General features: G+C 52.6%; 23 protein-coding genes. 12 read left to right on the top strand and 11 right to left on the bottom strand.

Features of this window, described 5'->3' with window-relative positions; all coding sequences use genetic code 11:
• Window positions 1-36: 36 nt before the first annotated feature.
• The 9 genes from CWS43_RS00665 to CWS43_RS00705 all read left to right on the top strand — a co-directional run bounded on the left by CWS43_RS00665 (window position 37) and on the right by CWS43_RS00705 (window position 7,673).
• Window positions 37-387, top strand: coding sequence for a PRD domain-containing protein (locus CWS43_RS00665; protein ID WP_101074951.1), 351 nt, complete (start codon window positions 37-39; stop codon window positions 385-387).
• Window positions 388-433: 46 nt separating this feature from the next.
• Entirely contained in the window at window positions 434-799 is a 366-nt protein-coding gene (locus CWS43_RS00670) for an SFCGS family glycine-rich protein (protein ID WP_101074952.1), read from the top strand.
• On the top strand, window positions 799-1,098 hold the full coding sequence (locus tag CWS43_RS00675) for a DUF4312 family protein (protein ID WP_101074953.1): 300 nt from the start codon (window positions 799-801) through the stop codon (window positions 1,096-1,098). Before CWS43_RS00670 ends, CWS43_RS00675 begins: the two co-directional genes overlap by 1 nt.
• A gap of 32 nt (window positions 1,099-1,130) precedes the next feature.
• The gene (locus CWS43_RS00680; RefSeq protein WP_101074954.1) at window positions 1,131-1,907 is read left to right on the top strand and encodes a DUF4311 domain-containing protein; all 777 of its coding nucleotides are present in this window, start codon (window positions 1,131-1,133) and stop codon (window positions 1,905-1,907) included.
• A 12-nt stretch (window positions 1,908-1,919) separates the two neighbouring features.
• Entirely contained in the window at window positions 1,920-2,567 is a 648-nt protein-coding gene (locus CWS43_RS00685) for a DUF4310 family protein (protein ID WP_101074955.1), read from the top strand.
• A 70-nt stretch (window positions 2,568-2,637) separates the two neighbouring features.
• Window positions 2,638-3,771, top strand: a complete 1,134-nt coding sequence (locus CWS43_RS00690) for an amidohydrolase/deacetylase family metallohydrolase (RefSeq protein WP_101074956.1) — start codon at window positions 2,638-2,640, stop codon at window positions 3,769-3,771.
• Window positions 3,761-4,888 carry a DgaE family pyridoxal phosphate-dependent ammonia lyase gene (locus CWS43_RS00695; protein WP_101074957.1) on the top strand — a complete coding sequence of 376 codons (1,128 nt, stop codon included), beginning with the start codon at window positions 3,761-3,763 and terminating at the stop codon, window positions 4,886-4,888. Before CWS43_RS00690 ends, CWS43_RS00695 begins: the two co-directional genes overlap by 11 nt.
• Entirely contained in the window at window positions 4,885-5,625 is a 741-nt protein-coding gene (locus tag CWS43_RS00700; protein WP_101074958.1) for a KDGP aldolase family protein, read from the top strand. The genes CWS43_RS00695 and CWS43_RS00700 overlap by 4 nt, the downstream gene beginning before the upstream one ends.
• Window positions 5,626-5,753: 128 nt before the next feature.
• Window positions 5,754-7,673 (top strand): transcription antiterminator, encoded by a 1,920-nt coding sequence (locus tag CWS43_RS00705; RefSeq protein WP_198555751.1) that lies wholly within the window; start codon window positions 5,754-5,756, stop codon window positions 7,671-7,673.
• Between the two features lie 134 nt (window positions 7,674-7,807).
• On the opposite strand, the gene npr is transcribed toward CWS43_RS00705, so the two are convergent.
• From npr to CWS43_RS00760, 11 genes are all read right to left on the bottom strand, one after another.
• On the bottom strand, window positions 7,808-8,080 hold the full coding sequence (gene npr / locus CWS43_RS00710) for a PTS phosphocarrier protein NPr (protein WP_056776243.1): 273 nt from the start codon (window positions 8,078-8,080) through the stop codon (window positions 7,808-7,810).
• Window positions 8,077-8,931 (bottom strand): RNase adapter RapZ, encoded by an 855-nt coding sequence (gene rapZ, locus CWS43_RS00715; RefSeq protein WP_101074959.1) that lies wholly within the window; start codon window positions 8,929-8,931, stop codon window positions 8,077-8,079. The genes npr and rapZ overlap by 4 nt, the downstream gene beginning before the upstream one ends.
• Before the next feature lie 145 nt (window positions 8,932-9,076).
• Window positions 9,077-9,559: a PTS IIA-like nitrogen regulatory protein PtsN gene (gene ptsN, locus CWS43_RS00720; protein WP_198555752.1), complete on the bottom strand. Its 483-nt coding sequence runs from the start codon at window positions 9,557-9,559 to the stop codon at window positions 9,077-9,079.
• 98 nt (window positions 9,560-9,657) lie between these two features.
• Window positions 9,658-9,945, bottom strand: a complete 288-nt coding sequence (gene hpf / locus CWS43_RS00725) for a ribosome hibernation promoting factor (protein ID WP_101074961.1) — start codon at window positions 9,943-9,945, stop codon at window positions 9,658-9,660.
• Window positions 9,946-9,968: 23 nt separating this feature from the next.
• Window positions 9,969-11,402 (bottom strand): RNA polymerase factor sigma-54, encoded by a 1,434-nt coding sequence (gene rpoN / locus CWS43_RS00730; protein ID WP_101074962.1) that lies wholly within the window; start codon window positions 11,400-11,402, stop codon window positions 9,969-9,971.
• A gap of 102 nt (window positions 11,403-11,504) precedes the next feature.
• Complete coding sequence (lptB, locus tag CWS43_RS00735) at window positions 11,505-12,230, bottom strand: LPS export ABC transporter ATP-binding protein (protein ID WP_101074963.1); 726 nt, start codon at window positions 12,228-12,230, stop codon at window positions 11,505-11,507.
• 6 nt (window positions 12,231-12,236) lie between these two features.
• Window positions 12,237-12,794 carry a lipopolysaccharide ABC transporter substrate-binding protein LptA gene (gene lptA / locus CWS43_RS00740; RefSeq protein WP_101074964.1) on the bottom strand — a complete coding sequence of 186 codons (558 nt, stop codon included), beginning with the start codon at window positions 12,792-12,794 and terminating at the stop codon, window positions 12,237-12,239.
• Complete coding sequence (lptC, locus tag CWS43_RS00745; RefSeq protein WP_101074965.1) at window positions 12,772-13,341, bottom strand: LPS export ABC transporter periplasmic protein LptC; 570 nt, start codon at window positions 13,339-13,341, stop codon at window positions 12,772-12,774. Before lptC ends, lptA begins: the two co-directional genes overlap by 23 nt.
• On the bottom strand, window positions 13,338-13,904 hold the full coding sequence (gene kdsC, locus CWS43_RS00750) for a 3-deoxy-manno-octulosonate-8-phosphatase KdsC (RefSeq protein WP_101074966.1): 567 nt from the start codon (window positions 13,902-13,904) through the stop codon (window positions 13,338-13,340). The genes lptC and kdsC overlap by 4 nt, the downstream gene beginning before the upstream one ends.
• 16 nt (window positions 13,905-13,920) lie before the next feature.
• Window positions 13,921-14,907, bottom strand: a complete 987-nt coding sequence (gene kdsD / locus CWS43_RS00755; protein WP_101074967.1) for an arabinose-5-phosphate isomerase KdsD — start codon at window positions 14,905-14,907, stop codon at window positions 13,921-13,923.
• Window positions 14,908-14,926: 19 nt separating this feature from the next.
• Window positions 14,927-15,904 (bottom strand): calcium/sodium antiporter, encoded by a 978-nt coding sequence (locus tag CWS43_RS00760; protein WP_101074968.1) that lies wholly within the window; start codon window positions 15,902-15,904, stop codon window positions 14,927-14,929.
• Window positions 15,905-16,212: 308 nt separating this feature from the next.
• On the opposite strand from CWS43_RS00760, the gene mlaF reads away from it, so the two are divergent.
• The 3 genes from mlaF to mlaD are packed head-to-tail and all read left to right on the top strand — an operon-like array spanning window position 16,213 to window position 18,381.
• Window positions 16,213-17,016, top strand: a complete 804-nt coding sequence (mlaF, locus tag CWS43_RS00765) for a phospholipid ABC transporter ATP-binding protein MlaF (protein WP_101074969.1) — start codon at window positions 16,213-16,215, stop codon at window positions 17,014-17,016.
• A gap of 15 nt (window positions 17,017-17,031) precedes the next feature.
• Window positions 17,032-17,829: a lipid asymmetry maintenance ABC transporter permease subunit MlaE gene (gene mlaE / locus CWS43_RS00770; protein ID WP_101074970.1), complete on the top strand. Its 798-nt coding sequence runs from the start codon at window positions 17,032-17,034 to the stop codon at window positions 17,827-17,829.
• Window positions 17,830-17,832: 3 nt separating this feature from the next.
• Complete coding sequence (gene mlaD, locus CWS43_RS00775; protein WP_101074971.1) at window positions 17,833-18,381, top strand: outer membrane lipid asymmetry maintenance protein MlaD; 549 nt, start codon at window positions 17,833-17,835, stop codon at window positions 18,379-18,381.
• Window positions 18,382-18,405: the final 24 nt, after the last annotated feature.

Here is an 18,405-nt window from a genome sequence, read left to right on the forward strand (position 1 = left end):
AAATAGAAAGTCAGGCAAGGAGAGAGGTAACCGCGAGTGAATAACGGAACCGCATCTGTGAAAAGTATCGGGCAGGCAGAATTGGAAGATGCTCCGGCGATAACAGAGAAAGTATTAAAAGATATTCAGGCGATGCAAAGTGCGAAGAATATCTACACCACAGATGTTCAGTTGCAGATGTTAACGTCACACGTTAAAGCCATGGTATTACGCTCAATCACTGGCGAACCATTGCCTGAAGTCGAAAAAGATTTATTTGACGAAATTTCTGATGAGTCCATGCAAATGGCAGAAGAAGTGGTCAGCTGGTTCGGAAATTTACCGATTGAGGAAGCCTATTTACTCTCGGTGCATTTCGAAGTCGCGAGAGACAACGAACCGAAATAACCCTGATATTTGTTTTAACGAATTAACCAAACTGGAGATGTCAATTATGGGACAAGTATTAGTTGTGATCGGCGACCGTTTAGGTAAAGGCCAGAAAGTGGCAGCAGGCGTGGAAGCGGCTGGCGGAAGAGCCATTGTTGTCCCTGGTATGGCAGCAGATATGAAACTTGGCGACGTGATGAAAGCAGAAGGCGCGACCTTCGGTATTTCCTTCTGCGGCAGCGGCGGCGCCGGTGCGATTACCGCACAAAACAAATACGGATATAAAGCCAGGTACGGAATGCGTTCAGTGGATGAAGGTGTAACGGCAATTAACGAAGGCTGTCTGGTATTAGGGTTCGGATTTATGGATAAAGAAGAACTGGGTCAGCGTCTGGTTGAAGCTTATAACAAGAAGCATGGTCAGGCGTGATGAAGCAACAATTAACTACAACAGTTCGGGTTGAAGGAAAGGGCGAAAATAAGGCTGCCGCCTTTTCTTCCGCACTGAGTCAGGTTCAGAGGACGGTTCTCAAATCTTCGGCCAATAATGTCTTACTGCGCATCGAACCGCAGGACGTCAAGGTTATTACGGCCGAGGAATCAGTAAAAAGAGAAAAGTTTCTGTTCTTTTTTCTGGCCAGGGAAAGAAAGAGTTATTACGTGGCGTTAGACATTACCGTCAACCTGACTGTTATTAATACGGAACAGGTAGTTTTTGTCACGAAATAAAAACGTTAGCTATAAATGACAAGGATATACTGATGTTTTTAATTATTTTATTTAAGTCGCTTATTATCGGCGGACTGGTTGGCGTGGGGGTAGGTGCAGGTGCTGCACGTATGTTCCACGCGCCTACCGTGCAAGGGATGGGGGCTTTTCGTACTCTTGGGGAATTAAATTCCTGTGAAGGCGATCCGGCTTCGCATTTCTCATTTGGTCTGGGCTTCTTCTTTAACGCCTGGGCTTCTTCCGTTGCGGCGGGGTCTTTCACACAGGACGTCGACCACCGCATCATCCCTCACTGGGCGACCGCTGCCCTGATGTTCAAAAACCGCAATGTGGCTGAAACCATGCACGACCCGCGCAAGATGGCGATTGCGGGCGGCATCATCGGCATGATTGTGGTGGCTTTCCTGAATACCACCGCGTCTGCGGTTCCTGCGGCTTTACAGGTGACGGCGATTAAAGTGCTGGTGCCTGCGGCCAACCTGCTGGTGAACACCGTGATGCCCGTAATTTTCTGGCTGGCGGCAATCGATGCAGGACGTCGTTCCGGTTTCTGGGCCACCATTTTCGGCGGTCTGGCGCAGATGATTATGGGTAACGCCGTGCCAGGTCTGGTGCTGGGTATTCTGATCGGGAAAGGCGTTGAAGAAAGCGGCTGGAACCGCGTCACCAAAGTGATGATGGCGGCGATTATCGCGCTGTTCGCACTCAGCGGCTTCTTCCGCGGTTTCGACGTCAAACTGTTGCAGTCTTTCATGCTGGATGTTCCCGCGTGGCTGAACGGCATTCACAACTCACTCAGCGGCAAGTAAGGGAGCATGACAATGGAAGAACAAGCCAAACGTGGTTTCTGGTACGCCGAGTGGTCGTTCCCGATCTTCGTCGGTCTGCTGTCCTCTGGCGTTTTCGCCGGGACGCACATGTATTACCTGTACGGCATTGGTGCTTTTAACGAAGTGGCGTTTGTTTCGATGCTGCGTTCAGGCATGGATACCGGCGTGTATGGCGCGGTTGCGGCCTTCGGTGCCAGTTTCCTGTTTGCCCGCATTATCGAAGGTTCGCTGGTCGGTATTCTGGATATCGGCGGCGCGATCCAGACCGGTATTGGTCTGGGCGTTCCGGCACTGTTGCTCGGCGCGGGGATTATCTTCCCGGTGGCGAACTTTGCCGCCTCACTGGTGACCGGCCTGATCCTCGGTTTAGCCGTGGGTTACATCATCATTCTGGCGCGTAAATTCACCATCAATCAGAGCAACTCCACCTACGGTGCTGACGTGATGATGGGTGCGGGTAACGCCTCCGGCCGTTTCCTCGGGCCGTTGATTATTCTCTCCGCGATGGCCGCGTCGATTCCAATCGGCCTGGGTTCACTGCTTGGCGCGCTGGGCTTCTACCTGTGGCAGAAACCGATCACCGGCGGTGCCATTCTCGGTGCGATGGTGCTGGGCGCTATCTTCCCGGTATCACTGTAAGTACTTCAATAAGAAAGCAGTAATCAGGCGTCAGGATTTCTCTGGCGCCTGAGATTATGGAGAACGTCGTATGTATGACTTAATCATCCGACAGGCAAAAAGCACAGACGGCAGCCTGACTGATATTGCAATTCGGGGCGGCAAGTTCGCCGCCATCGGCACGCTGGCGCCCGACGCCACCGCCCGCCAGACACTCGACCTCCAAGGCAAGGTTTACGCCAGCGCCGGTTGGATCGACTCCCACGTTCACTGTTACCCAAAATCGCCGATTTATCATGACGACGCTGACCTGATCGGCGTGGCCTGCGGTGTCACCACCGTGGCCGATGCCGGAAGCACCGGTGCAAATGACGTCGACGATTTTTATAAGATTACCCTCGAGGCGAAAACCAACGTCTTTGCGTTTCTGAATATCGCCCGCACCGGCATTGTCACGCAGAACGAACTGGCCGATATGGCGCAGATCGACAAAGTTGGCGTGCGGGACGCCATTGCGCGCAACCCCGGTTTTATCATCGGGATCAAAGCGCGAATGAGCAGCAGCGTCGTCGGCCAGAACGGTATCAAGCCGCTGGTTCGCGCGAAAGAAATTCAGCAGGAAAATAATGATTTACCGCTGATGGTTCATATCGGGAATAACCCGCCGAACCTCGATGAAATCGCGGACTTGCTGACTTCCGGCGACATCATTACGCACTGCTATAACGGCAAACCGAACCGGATCCTGTCACCGGAAGGCGTGCTGCGCGATTCGATTAAACGCGCGCTGAGCCGTGGCGTGCTGCTCGATGTCGGGCACGGCAGCGCCAGTTTCAGTTTTGAAGTGGCAGAACTGGCCATCAGGCAGGGCATTTTGCCCCACACCATCAGCTCCGATATTTACTGCCGCAACCGCATGAACGGGCCGGTTCACAGCCTGGCGACGGTGATGTCCAAATTCTTTAGCGTGGGCATGACGCTGACGCAGGTGATTGACTGCGTCACCTCTCACGCCGCCGATGCTTTACGCCTGCCTGCAAAAGGGCGTCTTGAAGTGGGCGCTGACGCCGATCTGACGCTGTTTGAACAGCGTTTTGCGCCGCAGGTGTTTGTCGATTCCGAAGGTCAGTCCGTGAAGGGCGAAAGTTTGCTGGTACCTCTGGCCGCCGTGGTCGCAGGTGTCACTCTGTTAACCGAAGAAGGGAAATCTGCTCATGTCTTCTGAACAATCTTTGTATGAAAAATATCAGCTGAAACAGGTTATTAACGCGTCCGGTCGCATGACGGCGCTCGGGGTTTCCACGCCGCGTGAAGAGGTGGCGGCGGTGGTGAATACCGGCCTGAATCATTATTTCGAGATGAAGGATCTTGTGAACAAAACCGGTGCCTACATCGCTAAATTGCTGAATGTCGAAAACGCGGTGGTGGTGTCCTGTGCGTCTGCCGGGATTGCGCAGTCGGTCGCGGCGGTGATTGTGAAAGATGATGCCTGGCTGCTGGAAAACCTGCACGCGGCGCCGCTGGAAATCCCTCACGACATCGTGCTGCCAAAAGGCCACAACGTGAATTTCGGTGCGCCGGTAGGCACGATGGTGACGATGGGCGGCGGCAAAGTAGTGGAAGCCGGTTATGCCAACGAATGCTCTGCGGCGCAGCTTGCGGCCTGCATTACGCCACGCACGGCGGCCATTCTGTACATCAAATCCCACCATTCCGTACAGAAAAGCATTCTGTCCGTGGAAGAGGCGGCGCAGGTTGCCCGCGAACATAATCTGCCGCTGATTGTGGATGCAGCGGCCGAGGAAGACCTGACCTGTTATTACGAAATGGGTGCAGATCTGGTGATTTACAGCGGCGCGAAAGCCATCGAGGGCCCGACCAGCGGTCTGGTGCTGGGCAAAAAACAATATGTCGAATGGGTGAAGCTGCAATCCGGTGGCATCGGTCGTGCGATGAAAGTCGGCAAAGAAGGCATTCTTGGCCTGACGCAGGCGATTGAAAGTTACATCACGCTGCCGAAAACCACCGGGCAGGAAATGGTCGACAAAATGACGCCATTTATTGCCAGCCTGAATGAAATCAATGGCGTGACCGGCCGCGTAGTCTGGGACAGCGCGGGGCGCGATATCGCCCGTACCGAAATTACGTTCGATGAAGCAGTTCTGGGCTGGAAAACCAAAGCCATCGTGGACGCCATGAAAAACGGCGATATCGCCATTTACTTCCGTGGCTACCGCGCCAACGAAGGCAAGATTGAAGTCGACGTTCGCAGCGTGACGCCGCCGCAGCTCGCCATTGTCGCCGACCGTTTCAAACAACTTTTCAGTGGAGAGAAAGCATGAAGCTGACCCCAAATTTCTATCGTGACCGCGTCTGTCTGAACGTTCTGGCAGGGTCAAAAGACAATGCCCGGGATATCTACGAAGCCGCAGAAGGGCATGTGCTGGTCGGTGTGCTTTCCAAAAACTACGCGGATGTCACAAGCGCCGCCGCCGACATGAAGGAATATGCCGCGCTTATCGAAAACGCGCTGTCCGTAGGCCTGGGCGCGGGCGATCCGCGTCAGTCGCGGATGGTCAGCCAGATTTCCCAGCAGGTTCAGCCGCAGCATGTGAATCAGGTATTCACCGGCGTCGGCACCAGCCGTGCGCTGCTCGGCCAGAACGACAGTGTGGTCAACGGCCTGATTTCGCCGACCGGCAAAGCCGGTTTCGTCAAAATTAACACCGGGCCGCTGAGTTCCGCAGCCAGTGACGCGATTGTGCCGGTGGAAACTGCGATTGCGCTGCTCAAAGACATGGGCGGCAGCTCGGTGAAATATTTCCCGATGGGCGGCCTGAAAACCCGTGAAGAATTCGCTGCCGTGGCGCGTGCCTGTGCTGAACAGGATTTCTGGCTGGAGCCGACCGGTGGTATCGATCTGGAAAACTTCGAGCCGATTATGGAAATCGCGCTGGCCGCTGGCGTGACCAAAATCATCCCGCATATCTACAGCTCTATTATCGACAGCGCGACCGGCAATACCCGTCCTGACGATGTGAAAACCCTGCTGGCCAGCGTCAAAAAGCTGATTGGCTGAACAGCCTGACGTCTTCTTTATCGTGTAACATCATTGCAAAGTCATTTACTCAATGAATTAATAGATTATTAATATTGCCGGATACAAACAGGTATCCGGCACTGGCATTTGGTATTCCAGGAAGAATAATGGTGAGATTTCCCAATCAACGGCTGGCGCAATTGTTTGATGCACTGCAAACCGAGACCCTGCCTCAGGATGAGCTGGCAAAACGCCTGGCGGTATCGACAAGAACGGTGCGTGCTGATATCACTGCGCTCAATGAAATCATTGCCGGTTACGGCGCAACGTTTGTCCACAACCGGGGATGCGGATATCAGCTGCGCATCGACGATCAGGCGTTGTTTTCGTCGTTGCAGCAATCAACGCAACGTAAACCTAACCCGACGCCGCGCACCGCTGCGGAGCGGGTGAAGACGTTGCTGATCCGCTTTTTGACCTCAGCTTTTTCATTAAAGCTGGAAGATCTGGCCGATGAATGGTTTGTCAGCCGGGGAACCCTGCAAAATGATATGGCTGAGGTGAGAGAGCATCTGGCGCGCTATCACCTGAATATCGAAACCAAACCGCGATACGGCATGAAGCTGTTCGGTGCGGAACTGGCGATCCGTGCCTGTCTGACCGATTTATTGTTCCAGCTCGATGCCGAAGAACAGGCTAACCCGCTGCTGAAGGCCGAAAGTCTGGAGCCGGAAGCGCTGGTTCCGTTAACGCGTTTCATGCATCAGCTGCTGACGCAGTCTTCTATTCAGCTCACCGATGAAGGTGAGCAATATCTGATTCTTTATTGCGCCGTGGCGATCAAACGTATAACCGGCGGTTACCCGCTGACGGATTTTGATGCCGAAGACGGCGACCCGGCGGTGAAGCAGGTTTCTGTGCGACTGGCGGCAGAGCTGAAAAATCTGGTCGGAAAGGAAATTCCGGCCTCGGAGGAGGCGTATCTGCGGGTGAATATTGCCGCGCGCCGGGTACAGAAAATTTTGCCGACGGACATTAACGCCGACGACGATGAATCGCTGGTTGATTACATTCTTTCGTACATCAATTCGCACTATAACTATGATTTGCAAGGCGATAAGCAGCTGCGTGCGGACCTGCTGACGCACATCAAAACCATGATTACGCGGGTGAAATACCAGATTAATATCCCGAACCCGCTGCTGAGCAACATCAAACAGCATTATCCGATGGCGTATGACGTTACGCTGGCGGCGGTGTCGAGCTGGGGGAAATACACGCCGTACACGCTGAGCGAGAATGAAATTGGTTTTCTGGTGCTGCATATCGGCGTCGGGCTGGAGCGGCATTACAACATTGGCTACCAGCGCCATCCGCAGGTCATGCTGGTCTGTGATACCGGTAATTCGACCATCCGTATGATTCAGGCGCAGATTAACCGCAAATATCCGCAACTGGTGATGAAACAGATCGTTTCGCTGCGCGATTACGAGCAACTGGAACACATCGACGAAGATTTTATTATCTCCAACGCCCGCATTACTGAGAAGAATAAGCCGGTGGTGGTGCTGTCGCCGTTCCCGACGGAATACCAGATGGAGCAGCTCGGCAAGCTGGTGCTGGTCGATCGCACCCGGCCTTATATGCTGGAAAAATTCTTCGATGAAAAACACTTTATGATCGTCAATGAGCCGATGACGCAGGCGGAGCTTTTCCGCCATGTGTGTTCGCAGCTTGAAGAGGAAGGGTACGTCGATCAGACGTTTTACCCGTCGGTGGTGGAACGTGAGGAAATTATCTCGACCATGCTGGGCGAAGGTATTGCGCTGCCGCACTCGCTGGGTTTGCTGGCGAAGAAAACCGTGGTTATCACGCTGCTATCACCGCAGGGCATTGCCTGGGGCGAAGGAGAAACGGCGCACGTGATTTTCCTGCTGGCGATCAGCAAGGCAGATTACGAAGAGGCGATGGCGATTTACGATTTGTTCGTGACGTTTGTGCGGGAGCGTTCGATGAGCCGGCTGCTGAGCAGTGAGAATTTTGAAAGCTTCAAGGCCATTGCGATCGATTGCCTTTCACGAATTTAAAATCTTACTTATCCCCAAAATAGTTCGAGTTGCAGGAAGGCGGCAAACGAAGGAGTCCCGATGAGCTTACACGAGTAAGTGATTCGGGTGACTGAGCGCAGCCAACGCACCTGCAACTTGAAATATGACGGGGATTAGTCCTCGTCGAAACCGGAGTTGATGAGATTAACGACGGCGGTCAGCGCCTGTTCTTCGTCGGGGCCGGTGGCTTCGATTTCAATCTGCTGGCCTTTCGGAGAATCCAGCATCAGCAGGGCGATCACGCTGCTGGCTTCCGCCTCAATGCCTGTGCCGTTGCGCAGCATCACTTCTGACTCAAAGCTCTGCACCAGTTCAAATAACTTCATCGCCGGACGGGCATGCATCCCTAACCGGTTTTTGATTTCTACCGTTTGTTTAACCGTCATGATTTACGTTTTTCCAGCGTGCGATGGCGGGACTGGACGTTCTTCCCGCGGGAACGGAAATAGTCAGCCAGCTGTTCTGCGATATACACCGAACGGTGTTTACCGCCGGTACAGCCAATGGCGACGGTCAGATAGCTGCGGTTGTTGGTTTCCAGTGCGGGCAGCCATTGTTCAAGGTAGCTGCGCGTCTGGTAGATAAAATTATGCACTTCGGTATGACGGTCGAGGAACGCGGCAACCGGTTTGTCGAGACCGGTCATCGGGCGCAGTTTCGGATCCCAGTGCGGGTTCGGCAGGAAGCGCACGTCGAAGACGTAATCTGCATCAATTGGAATGCCGTGTTTGAAACCAAAGGATTCAAAAACCATAGTCAGTTCACGTTCGCGTTTGCCCAGAAGGCGTGTACGCAGCATTTCAGCCAGTTCGTGAACAGACATCTCGGAGGTGTCGATGATCAGATCCGCGGAAGAACGCAAAGGTTCAAGCAGATCAGCTTCTTCATCGATAGCACTTTCAAGGGACAGGTTTTTGCTGGAAAGCGGGTGCAGACGACGGGTGTCGCTGTAACGGCGGATCAGGGTATTTCGGTCAGCATCGAGGAACAACAGCTGCGGCGAGAAGCTTTCCGGCAGCTGTGACATCGCATGTTCATAAACTTCCGGTGTTTCTGGCATGTTACGCACGTCAATGCTGACGGCCGCAGACGTATTACGCTCAACGAGGGTCTGGGCAAGCTGCGGCAGTAACACTACCGGCAGGTTATCCACGCAGTAAAAACCCATGTCTTCTAATGCCCTAAGGGCAACCGATTTCCCGGAACCGGAACGGCCGCTGACAATCATCAGCACCATGGTGTCACTCCCCTGGCATTCAGTGTTCAGAATTCGCTCATCCCGGCATTAACCGGGAACCATCATTGGTAAAATCGTGCCAGCCAAAAAGTGGCGGCTGGCTTAAACGGTATTGCGTAATTTGACTCAAAACAGGCCGGCGACTTTACTCGTTTTCGGTCATGATCTGAAAGAGTTCTTCGTCACTTTGCGCACCACGCAGGCGACGACACACCCCTTTATCTGCCAGTTTTTTTGCAACCAAAGACAGGGTATGTAAATGGGTTTTACATTGATCTGCCGGAACCAGCAAGGCAAAAAGCAGATCCACAGGCTGATTATCGATAGCATCAAAAGCGATCGGTTGATCGAGCTGGATGAATACCCCGACAGCGCGTAAAGTATCTTCTTCCAGCTTGCCGTGCGGGATAGCGATCCCGGCACCGATCCCGGTGCTGCCCATGCGTTCACGGGTCAAAATGGCGTCGAAAATCACTTGTGGCGACAAATTTAATTGCCTGGCTGCCAGTTCGCTGATGATTTCCAGCGCACGTTTTTTGCTGGCGCAATGAACGCCGCTTTTGGTGCATTCGGCATTAAGCACCGACGTTAATTGCATTGCAGTATCGTTAATCATGTCATCTTTCACTTTTGCGCTGTTTCACCCTTAAAGCTATATCGGCTCGTTTCCCGAAGGTCACAAGCCGATGCCCGAAGGTTTGTAGCACAGGGTTGGCTACATGAATATCAGTGCTGTTTCAGTTTATCTTTATGTTTGTTCAGCTGGCGGGCCAGTTTATCAACCAGACCGTCAATCGCCGCGTACATATCCTGATGTTCCGAGGTGGCATGCAACTCGCCTCCATTCACATGCAACGTTGCTTCCGCAACTTTCTGCACTTTTTCCACACTCAAAACCACATACACCTGATTAATCCTGTCGAAATACTGCTCAAGCTTAGCCAGTTTCAGGGTTATAAATTCTCTCAGGGGGTCGGTTATCTCAATGTGATGTCCGGTAATGTTGAGCTGCATAATGTCTTCCTTCTCTGTTGAGGTCAAACTAACTGTTTACGTTGGTTTGAGGGCGGGATGGACAAAGACTCTCGGTATTTGGCGACGGTCCGTCGTGCCACCATAATTCCCTGATCGGAAAGCAGGGTGGCTAACTTACTGTCACTGAGCGGTTTTACAGGATTCTCCGCTGCGATTAATTTCTTCACCAGCGCCCGGATCGCGGTTGACGATGCCTCGCCGCCGCTGTCGGTACTGACATGGCTGGAGAAGAAATATTTAAGTTCGAAAATGCCACGCGGGCTGTGCAGGAACTTTTGCGTCGTTACGCGTGAGATTGTCGATTCGTGCATTTCCACGGCGCTGGCGATGTCGGCCAGTACCATGGGTTTCATGTACTCTTCACCTAACTCAAAGAACGTCTGTTGCTGCTCAACAATGCAGCGCGTCACTTTCAGCAGTGTGTCGTTACGGCTTTCCAGGCTTTTGATCAGCCATTTGGCTTCCTGCAAATTGCTGCGGATAAACTGCCCGTCGCTGTCGCTGCGTGCGGAGCTCCCCATCGCAGCGTATTGCTGGTTGATCTTCAAACGCGGAATGCTGTCGGAATTCAGTTCCACTGTCCAGACTCCCGATACCTTGCGCACGAGCACATCCGGGATCACGTATTCGGATTCACCGGTATTGATCGACTGGCCCGGCCGCGGATCAAGAGACTGAATCAGAAGCATGGCTCCTTTCAGTGTATCTTCTTTTAGCCGGGTTGAACGCATAAGTGCTCGGAAATCATGGTTTGCCAGCAAATCCAGATGTTCGCTGATGATCAGACGGGCTTCGGCGATAAAAGGGGTGTCAGTGGCGTACTGAGAAAGCTGAATGAGCAGGCAGTCACGCAGATCACGCGCAGCGACACCCACCGGGTCAAAACGCTGAACGCGTTTCAAAACGGCTTCCACCTCCTCCATGCTGACGTTTTCGTCACCGATGCTTTCGAGGATATCGTCAAGAGAAACCGTCAGATAGCCGGTATCGTCCACGGCATCGACAATTGATGTGGCGATGGCGGCGTCAGTATCCGAAAACGGGGTCAGTTCAACCTGCCACATCAGGTAATCCTGAAGCGTCTGCGTGGTTTCGCCCTGATAAATCGGCAACTCATCATCGCTGTAATCGTTGCCAGTGCCGGAAGGTGTACCCGCGGTATAAATCTCGTCCCAGGTCGCGTCCAGCGGAAGCTCTTCTGGCATGTCTTTTTGCTCGAGCGCCTCGCGGGTGTCCAGACCTTCGCTGTCCGTGGTTTCTACCGCATCAATCTCATCATGCAGGTCAGTTTGTTCCAGCAGAGGGTTGCTCTCCAGCGCCAGTTGGATCTCCTGTTGGAGCTCAAGCGTGGACAATTGCAACAGGCGGATGGCCTGTTGTAACTGAGGAGTCATTGCCAGTTGTTGGCTGAGTCTGAGTTGCAAACCTTGCTTCATATCTTGGCTTTATTTCCGTTGATGAGTGAAAACGGCAACACTTCTGTCAGAGACGGCCTGTTTCAGTGTAGGTGGAAACAGGCAGGGTTCCGGCGGCACGGATCACAGACGGAATTCTTCACCAAGATAAACACGTTTAACCTGTTCATCAGCAAGAATGTCGGCTGGCGTGCCGTGGGCGATCAATTTCCCCTGACTGACGATATACGCACGCTCACAAACATCGAGTGTTTCGCGAACGTTATGGTCAGTGATCAGTACGCCGAGGCCGCTGTCACGCAAATGTTCAATGATTTTTTTGATGTCGATAACTGAAATTGGGTCAACACCGGCGAACGGTTCATCCAGCAGGATAAACTTAGGGTTCGCTGCCAGAGCACGGGCAATTTCAACACGACGACGTTCACCGCCGGACAATGATTGACCGAGGTTATCGCGCAAATGGGAAATATGAAACTCTTCCATTAATTCGTTAGCGCGATCGTTACGCTGATCTTTAGTCAGGTCATCGCGGATTTGCAGAACGGCCATCAGGTTATCAAATACGCTGAGGCGGCGGAAAATGGACGCTTCCTGAGGAAGATAACCAATGCCGCGTCGGGCGCGGGTGTGCAACGGAAGGAGGCTGATGTCTTCATCATCGATAACAATACGGCCTGCGTCGCGTTGTACAATACCGACGACCATATAAAACGTCGTGGTTTTACCCGCACCGTTCGGCCCTAATAACCCGACGATTTCACCTGAATTGACCATCAGGCTGACATCTTCAACGACCTTTCGGCCTTTGTATGCCTTGGCCAGATTCTCTGCGATTAATTTTGCCATAAAATATCAGTTACTCTTTTTGGTCGGCTGGCCGCCCGCGGCAGGCGCTTTTTGTTGCAACTGCGAAGGGACCAGAACGGTCGTCACACGGTTACCTTTATCACTAAAGGCTTCCATTTGCTGTTTCTGCACCAGATAGGTAATACGGTCGCCTTTCACGTTGCTGTCGAGCTGTTCAAGGTAAGCGTTACCGGTCAGGGTTACGAGATCGTTTTCCACTTCATAGCGGACTTTCTGCGCATGGCCTTTCACCGGCTTGCCGTTGTCCTGCATCTGGTAGAACGTGACCGGATTGCCGTAACCTTCCACCACTTCTTTGCCGGATACGCCCTGAGGACGGATCACGACAACTTTATCGGCTTTTACCTGAATAGTGCCCTGATTGACCACAACGTTACCGGTGAAGGTAGCGGTGTTGGTGTTCACATCCAGCGCCTGATTGGCGGAATCAATGGTGATCGGCTTCGTCGTGTCGTCTTTTAATGCAAATGCCGGAATGCTGACGGCTAACAATGAGCTGACGATCAGGAGATTACGGATTTTATTTTTTGCTTTGAATTTCATAAGAGGTCGTTACCTTTTCGATCAGCTCTGCTGTTTTATCACGCAGATTACCACGCATTTTCATGCCGTTAGATGTAAAACCTGTTCCATAAAGCGTTACTTCATCATCAGAGGCAACGTCCTGTGTCGTCAGGTTAACCCGTGCATTATCCGTTTTGATTCTTTGCAACTGTGATGTCTCAGGTGTCAGGCTGTCTGCCTGCACATGCCCGTAAAGATAGAGCATTTTATCCTGAGTCAACTTGGCTTTATCAGAACGTAGCACCCAGGTCGGAACTTTATTCTTGTCATACATGGTCGCTACCGGGTTGGTAAACCATGTCACCTGATCCGCGGTGTAATATTTTACCTGGTCGGAGACGAGTTTATACGTCAGGCTGCCCAGAGGGTCATACACCATCGTGACCGTGTGGGAACTTTGATAAGTCGGATCCTGATCGTTTACCGTCTGCGGGACGTCATTGCTGTTGTCAGACAATGACCAGCCAATCAGGACCAATACAATGGCTGTCAGTGCCAGAATAACCCAAAGTTTTGCTTTGCTCATATCGACAGCCCTTTGGCGTCCTCCAGCTTACCCTGTGCCAGCAGAATCAGGTCACATAATTCGCGTACTGCGCCACGACCCCCTGCAATACGGGTGACGTAATGTGCTTTGGGCAACAGAATGGGATGTGCATCCTGAACGGCGACCGAAAGCCCTGCTTCAGCCATCACCGGCCAGTCGATCAGGTCATCGCCGATGTAAGCCACTTCTTCAGCCCGAAGAGACAGTGTATCTAACAGTTCACGGAAGGCCAAAAGCTTATCCGATTGCCCCTGATACAAATGGCGTATGCCCAGGGTTTTAGCGCGATCTTCCAGTAATTTCGCATTTCGGCCTGTAATAATCGCCACCTCAATGCCGGATGTCAGCAGGCAGCGAATACCATAACCGTCACGGACGTTAAAACTTTTCAGCTCTTCTCCCTGATTTCCCATGTAGATCAGACCATCAGACATGACGCCATCCACATCACAAATCAGCAGGCGGATAGCTTGCGCTCGTTCAAGCACCTGGGTGCTGACCGGGCCGTAGCAGGTTTCCACCAGGGCTGGGCTATTACTCATTCAGGGCATTCCTCAATTAAACTACGCCAGCGCGCAGCATATCGTGCATATGTAACACACCCAGCAACTGGTCACCATCGGCAACCATCACGCAGGTTATGTGTTTTTCCTGCATTAAATTTAGCGCATCGACCGCCAGAAGAGACGGACGGACACGAATACCACCGGTGGTCATCACATCGGCAATCGATGCGTTGTTGATGTTAACGCCCATATCAAAAATGCGGCGTAAGTCACCATCGGTGAAGATCCCTTCGATTCTCATCAAATCGTTACAGATTACCGTCATACCCAGGTTCTTGCGGGTAATTTCCAGCAGGGCGTCACGCAAAGAGGCATCGCGGCTCACGTGCGGGATTTCTTCGCCGGTGTGCATGATATCGCTGACGCGCAGTAAGAGCTTGCGACCCAGTGCTCCGCCGGGATGTGACAAGGCGAAATCTTCCGGGGTGAAACCACGGGCTTCGAGCAATGCAACGGCCAGCGCATCACCCATCACCAACACTGCGGTAGTGCTGCTGGTAGGTGCCAGGCCTAGCGGACAGGCCTCTTTGGGAACACGCACGCAAAGGTGAACATCAGCCGCTTTGCCCATTGTGCTTTCCGGATTGGATGTCATGCAAATAAGTGTGATGTTCAGGCGTTTTAATACCGGGATCAGCCCCAAAATTTCGTGGGCTTCACCTGAATTGGAGATAAGGATCACCACATCCTGTTTCGACACCATCCCTAAATCGCCATGGCTGGCTTCACCCGGATGGACAAAGAATGACGGCGTGCCCGTGCTGGCAAACGTGGCGGCCATCTTACGACCAATGTGTCCTGATTTGCCCATTCCCATGACGACGACTTTCCCTGCGCAGGCGAAGATTTTTTCACAGGCACGGGTGAAGTCACCGTTAATGTATTGATCTAACTGCTCAAGTCCTTCACGTTCTGTTTTTAGCACATCACGCCCGACGGCCTGAAAATCGAAGTCGGAGGCGAAGGTATAGTTAGCCATAGTCAGTTCCTGACAGAGTTCAGAAGGCAATGCTATCCGGTACAAGGAACAACACTGTCATATAGGCGATAAATCCACACAGTAATAGTGCGCCGGCTAAGTGGCCGATACGATGTTTGCGCATCAGGCATAGCCCGGAAAGCACGACACTGACCGCCAGCATGACCCAGTAATCGCGATGAAACGCATCCGGGTTAAATGAGCCTGGCGCAACCAGCGCGGGTAATCCCAGCACCAGACAGGTGTTAAAAATGTTGGCCCCAATGATATTGCCCAGTGCGATATCATCTTCCCCTTTAATTGCCCCGGCAATAAAGGTCGCCAGCTCCGGCAAACTGGTGCCGATGGCGATGACGGTGAGGCCGATCACCAGTTCGCTGACACCAAAATAGCGGGCAATGACGGTACTGTTGTCGACAATCATGCCCGATGCCAGGGGCATGATGATAAAGCCCAGGGCCAGCCACAGAAAAGCGACGGTATTGCTACTGTCTTGTGGCAGTTCGGACATTTGCTCATACGTGAGTGTGTCCAGCCCCTCTTTTTCGGCTGCCCGGGCGATTTTTATCACCAGCATCATAAATACGGCGGCGCTCGCCAGCAGCAGAACGCCATCTAAGCGACTGAGTTCTCCGTCACTTAACACAAAACCGCACAGCGCAGTGACCAGTAACAATAGAGGGAGTTCGCGGCGTAATATATCAGAACGAACGGAAAGTGGATGAATCAGGGCTGCACCGCCCAAAATCAGAAGAATATTAATGATATTCGAACCAATTGCGTTTCCAACAGCCAAATCCATCTGATCGTTGATGGCTGCCGTGGTGGAAACCACCAGCTCAGGAAGGGATATTCCGACACCGACGACGGTCATGCCGATCACCAGCGGAGGTATGCCCATCGAGCGTGCCAACACTGCGGCTCCGTACACCAGACGATCGGCGGCGTAAACAAGCAGTAACAGGCCGACAATCATCAGTACGATAGCGAGAAGCATGAAACATCCTTTATTGGGTATAATGCGAGGTTCGTTGCCTTGTAAAGGCAGCCGATTCCTTCGTCAACATGAGCTAAGGCAACATTTTGTCTGAAAACGACGCCAGCAGGTTCCTGTATGTTAGACGATGAAGGCTTTTATTTTAAAATGGTAATTCATCGATTTTGACCATCTGTGGCAAAAAAGTAAATCGATGGCAACTTTGGTAACGAAACTGGGGTAAGTTTTTGTAAAAATACCAAAGTTATACGACACCCTATGCGGGTCAGACGTATTCTTAGCGAAAGCATTCCGAAGGAATAAACTGAATGAGTCAAAGCGAATCGAATCTGGTTGAGATCAAAGGCATGAGTTTTGTGCGCGGCGATCGTCCCATTTTTGAAGAGATAAACATGACAGTGCCACGGGGTAAGGTCACCGCAATTATGGGGCCTTCGGGGATAGGCAAGACAACATTGTTGCGCCTTATCGGCGGGCAGCTTGCCCCTGACCGCGGCGAAATCTGGTTTGACGGGGACAATATCCCTGCGTTGTCTCGTCGTAAGCTGTACGAATCCCGCAAAAAAATGAGCATGTTGTTTCAGTCCGGTGCATTGTTTACTGACCTCACTGTGTTCGAGAATGTCGCGTTTCCGTTGCGTGAGCACAGTAAGTTGCCGGAAGAATTGCTGCGCAGCACGGTGACAATGAAACTGGAAGCGGTAGGCCTGCGGGGTGCCGGTGATCTGATGCCCGCCGAATTGTCGGGTGGGATGGCGCGCCGCGTTGCCCTGGCGCGTGCCATTGCGCTTGATCCTGAGCTGATTATGTTCGACGAACCTTTCGTGGGTCAGGATCCGATTACCATGGGCGTGCTGGTCAAACTCATCGATGAGCTGAACCATGCGCTGGGCGTGACCTGTATTGTGGTTTCCCACGATGTGCCTGAGGTTCTGAGCATCGCAGATTATGCTTACATCGTTGCCGCACAGCGTGTGATTGCTGAAGGTACGCCAGAGGAGCTGCAAAATAATCCTGATCCGCGCGTTCGCCAGTTCCTCGACGGTATTGCCGATGGACCGGTTCCTTTCCGTTTCCCTGCCGGTGATTACAAAACCGAGCTGCTCGGATGATGGAGTTTTCTATTCATGTTATTTGTTTTGAAAATAACTGAGGCGTTAGCCTCAGTCGGGCGTCGTGGGATAAACACCTGTGCGTCTTTCGGGCGCGCTGGCCTGATGCTCTTCAGGGCGCTGGTCGGTAAGCCACAGTTCGCAAGGCAATGGCCTCTGCTGGTTAAGCAACTTTACAGCGTTGGCGTGCTCTCTTTGTTAATCATTCTGGTCTCAGGCCTGTTTATTGGCATGGTGCTTGGCCTGCAGGGATATCTGATTTTAACCACCTACAGCGCCGAGGCTAGCCTGGGTATGATGGTGGCGCTTTCGTTGTTGCGTGAACTTGGACCGGTCGTCACTGCCTTGCTGTTTGCGGGGCGGGCGGGGTCAGCACTGACCGCTGAACTGGGCCTGATGAAAGCGACCGAGCAGATCTCCAGCCTGGAAATGATGGCGATTGACCCGCTGCGCCGCGTTGTGGCTCCGCGCTTCTGGGCGGGCCTGATTTCTATGCCATTGCTGACGGCGATTTTTGTTGCCGTTGGGATCTGGGGCGGTTCGTTGGTGGGGGTGGACTGGAAGGGGATCGACAGCGGTTTCTTCTGGTCTGCAATGCAAACTGCCGTAGACTGGCGGACTGACCTGCTTAACTGCCTGATTAAAAGCCTTGTTTTCGCTATCACCGTGACCTGGATTGCGTTGTTCAATGGCTATGATGCGATACCGACGTCCGAAGGGATTAGCCGGGCAACGACACGTACTGTGGTGCATTCGTCACTGGCGGTGCTGGGATTGGATTTTGTGCTGACAGCACTGATGTTTGGAAATTAAACCATGCAAACGAAAAAGAGTGAGATTTGGGTTGGCGCATTTTTAATCATTGCGCTGATTGCGATCGTTTTTCTGTGTCTCAAAGTGGCCGATATCCGTTCGATTGGCTCGGATCCGACCTACCGTATTTCTGCGGATTTTGACAATATTGGCGGCCTGAAAAGCGGTTCACCAGTGAAAGTCGGCGGCGTAGTGATCGGCCGTGTCAGCAGTATTACGCTGGATAAAAACTATTCCCCACGCGTGGAAATGGATATCGACCAGAAATACAACCAGATCCCGAGCACCAGTACGCTGGCGATCCGCACCTCTGGTTTGTTGGGCGAACAATTTCTGGCGCTGAATATTGGTTTTGAAGACCCGGACATGGGGACGACTATCCTTAAAAACGGTGGCGTTATTCAGGACACTAAATCCGCGCTGGTTCTCGAAGACCTGATTGGACAGTTCCTTTACAAGAGCGGTGACGGCAAGTCGGATACCAACACCGGCGGGGCGACGGCGGCACCAGCACCTGATGCGAATACGGCTCCACAACCGGCTGCTCACTAAGCACTGGCTATCACGGATTCTCCA

Origin of the sequence: Rahnella sp. AA (genome assembly GCF_002834385.1) — a bacterium.
In the GTDB taxonomy this organism is placed as follows: domain Bacteria; phylum Pseudomonadota; class Gammaproteobacteria; order Enterobacterales; family Enterobacteriaceae; genus Rahnella.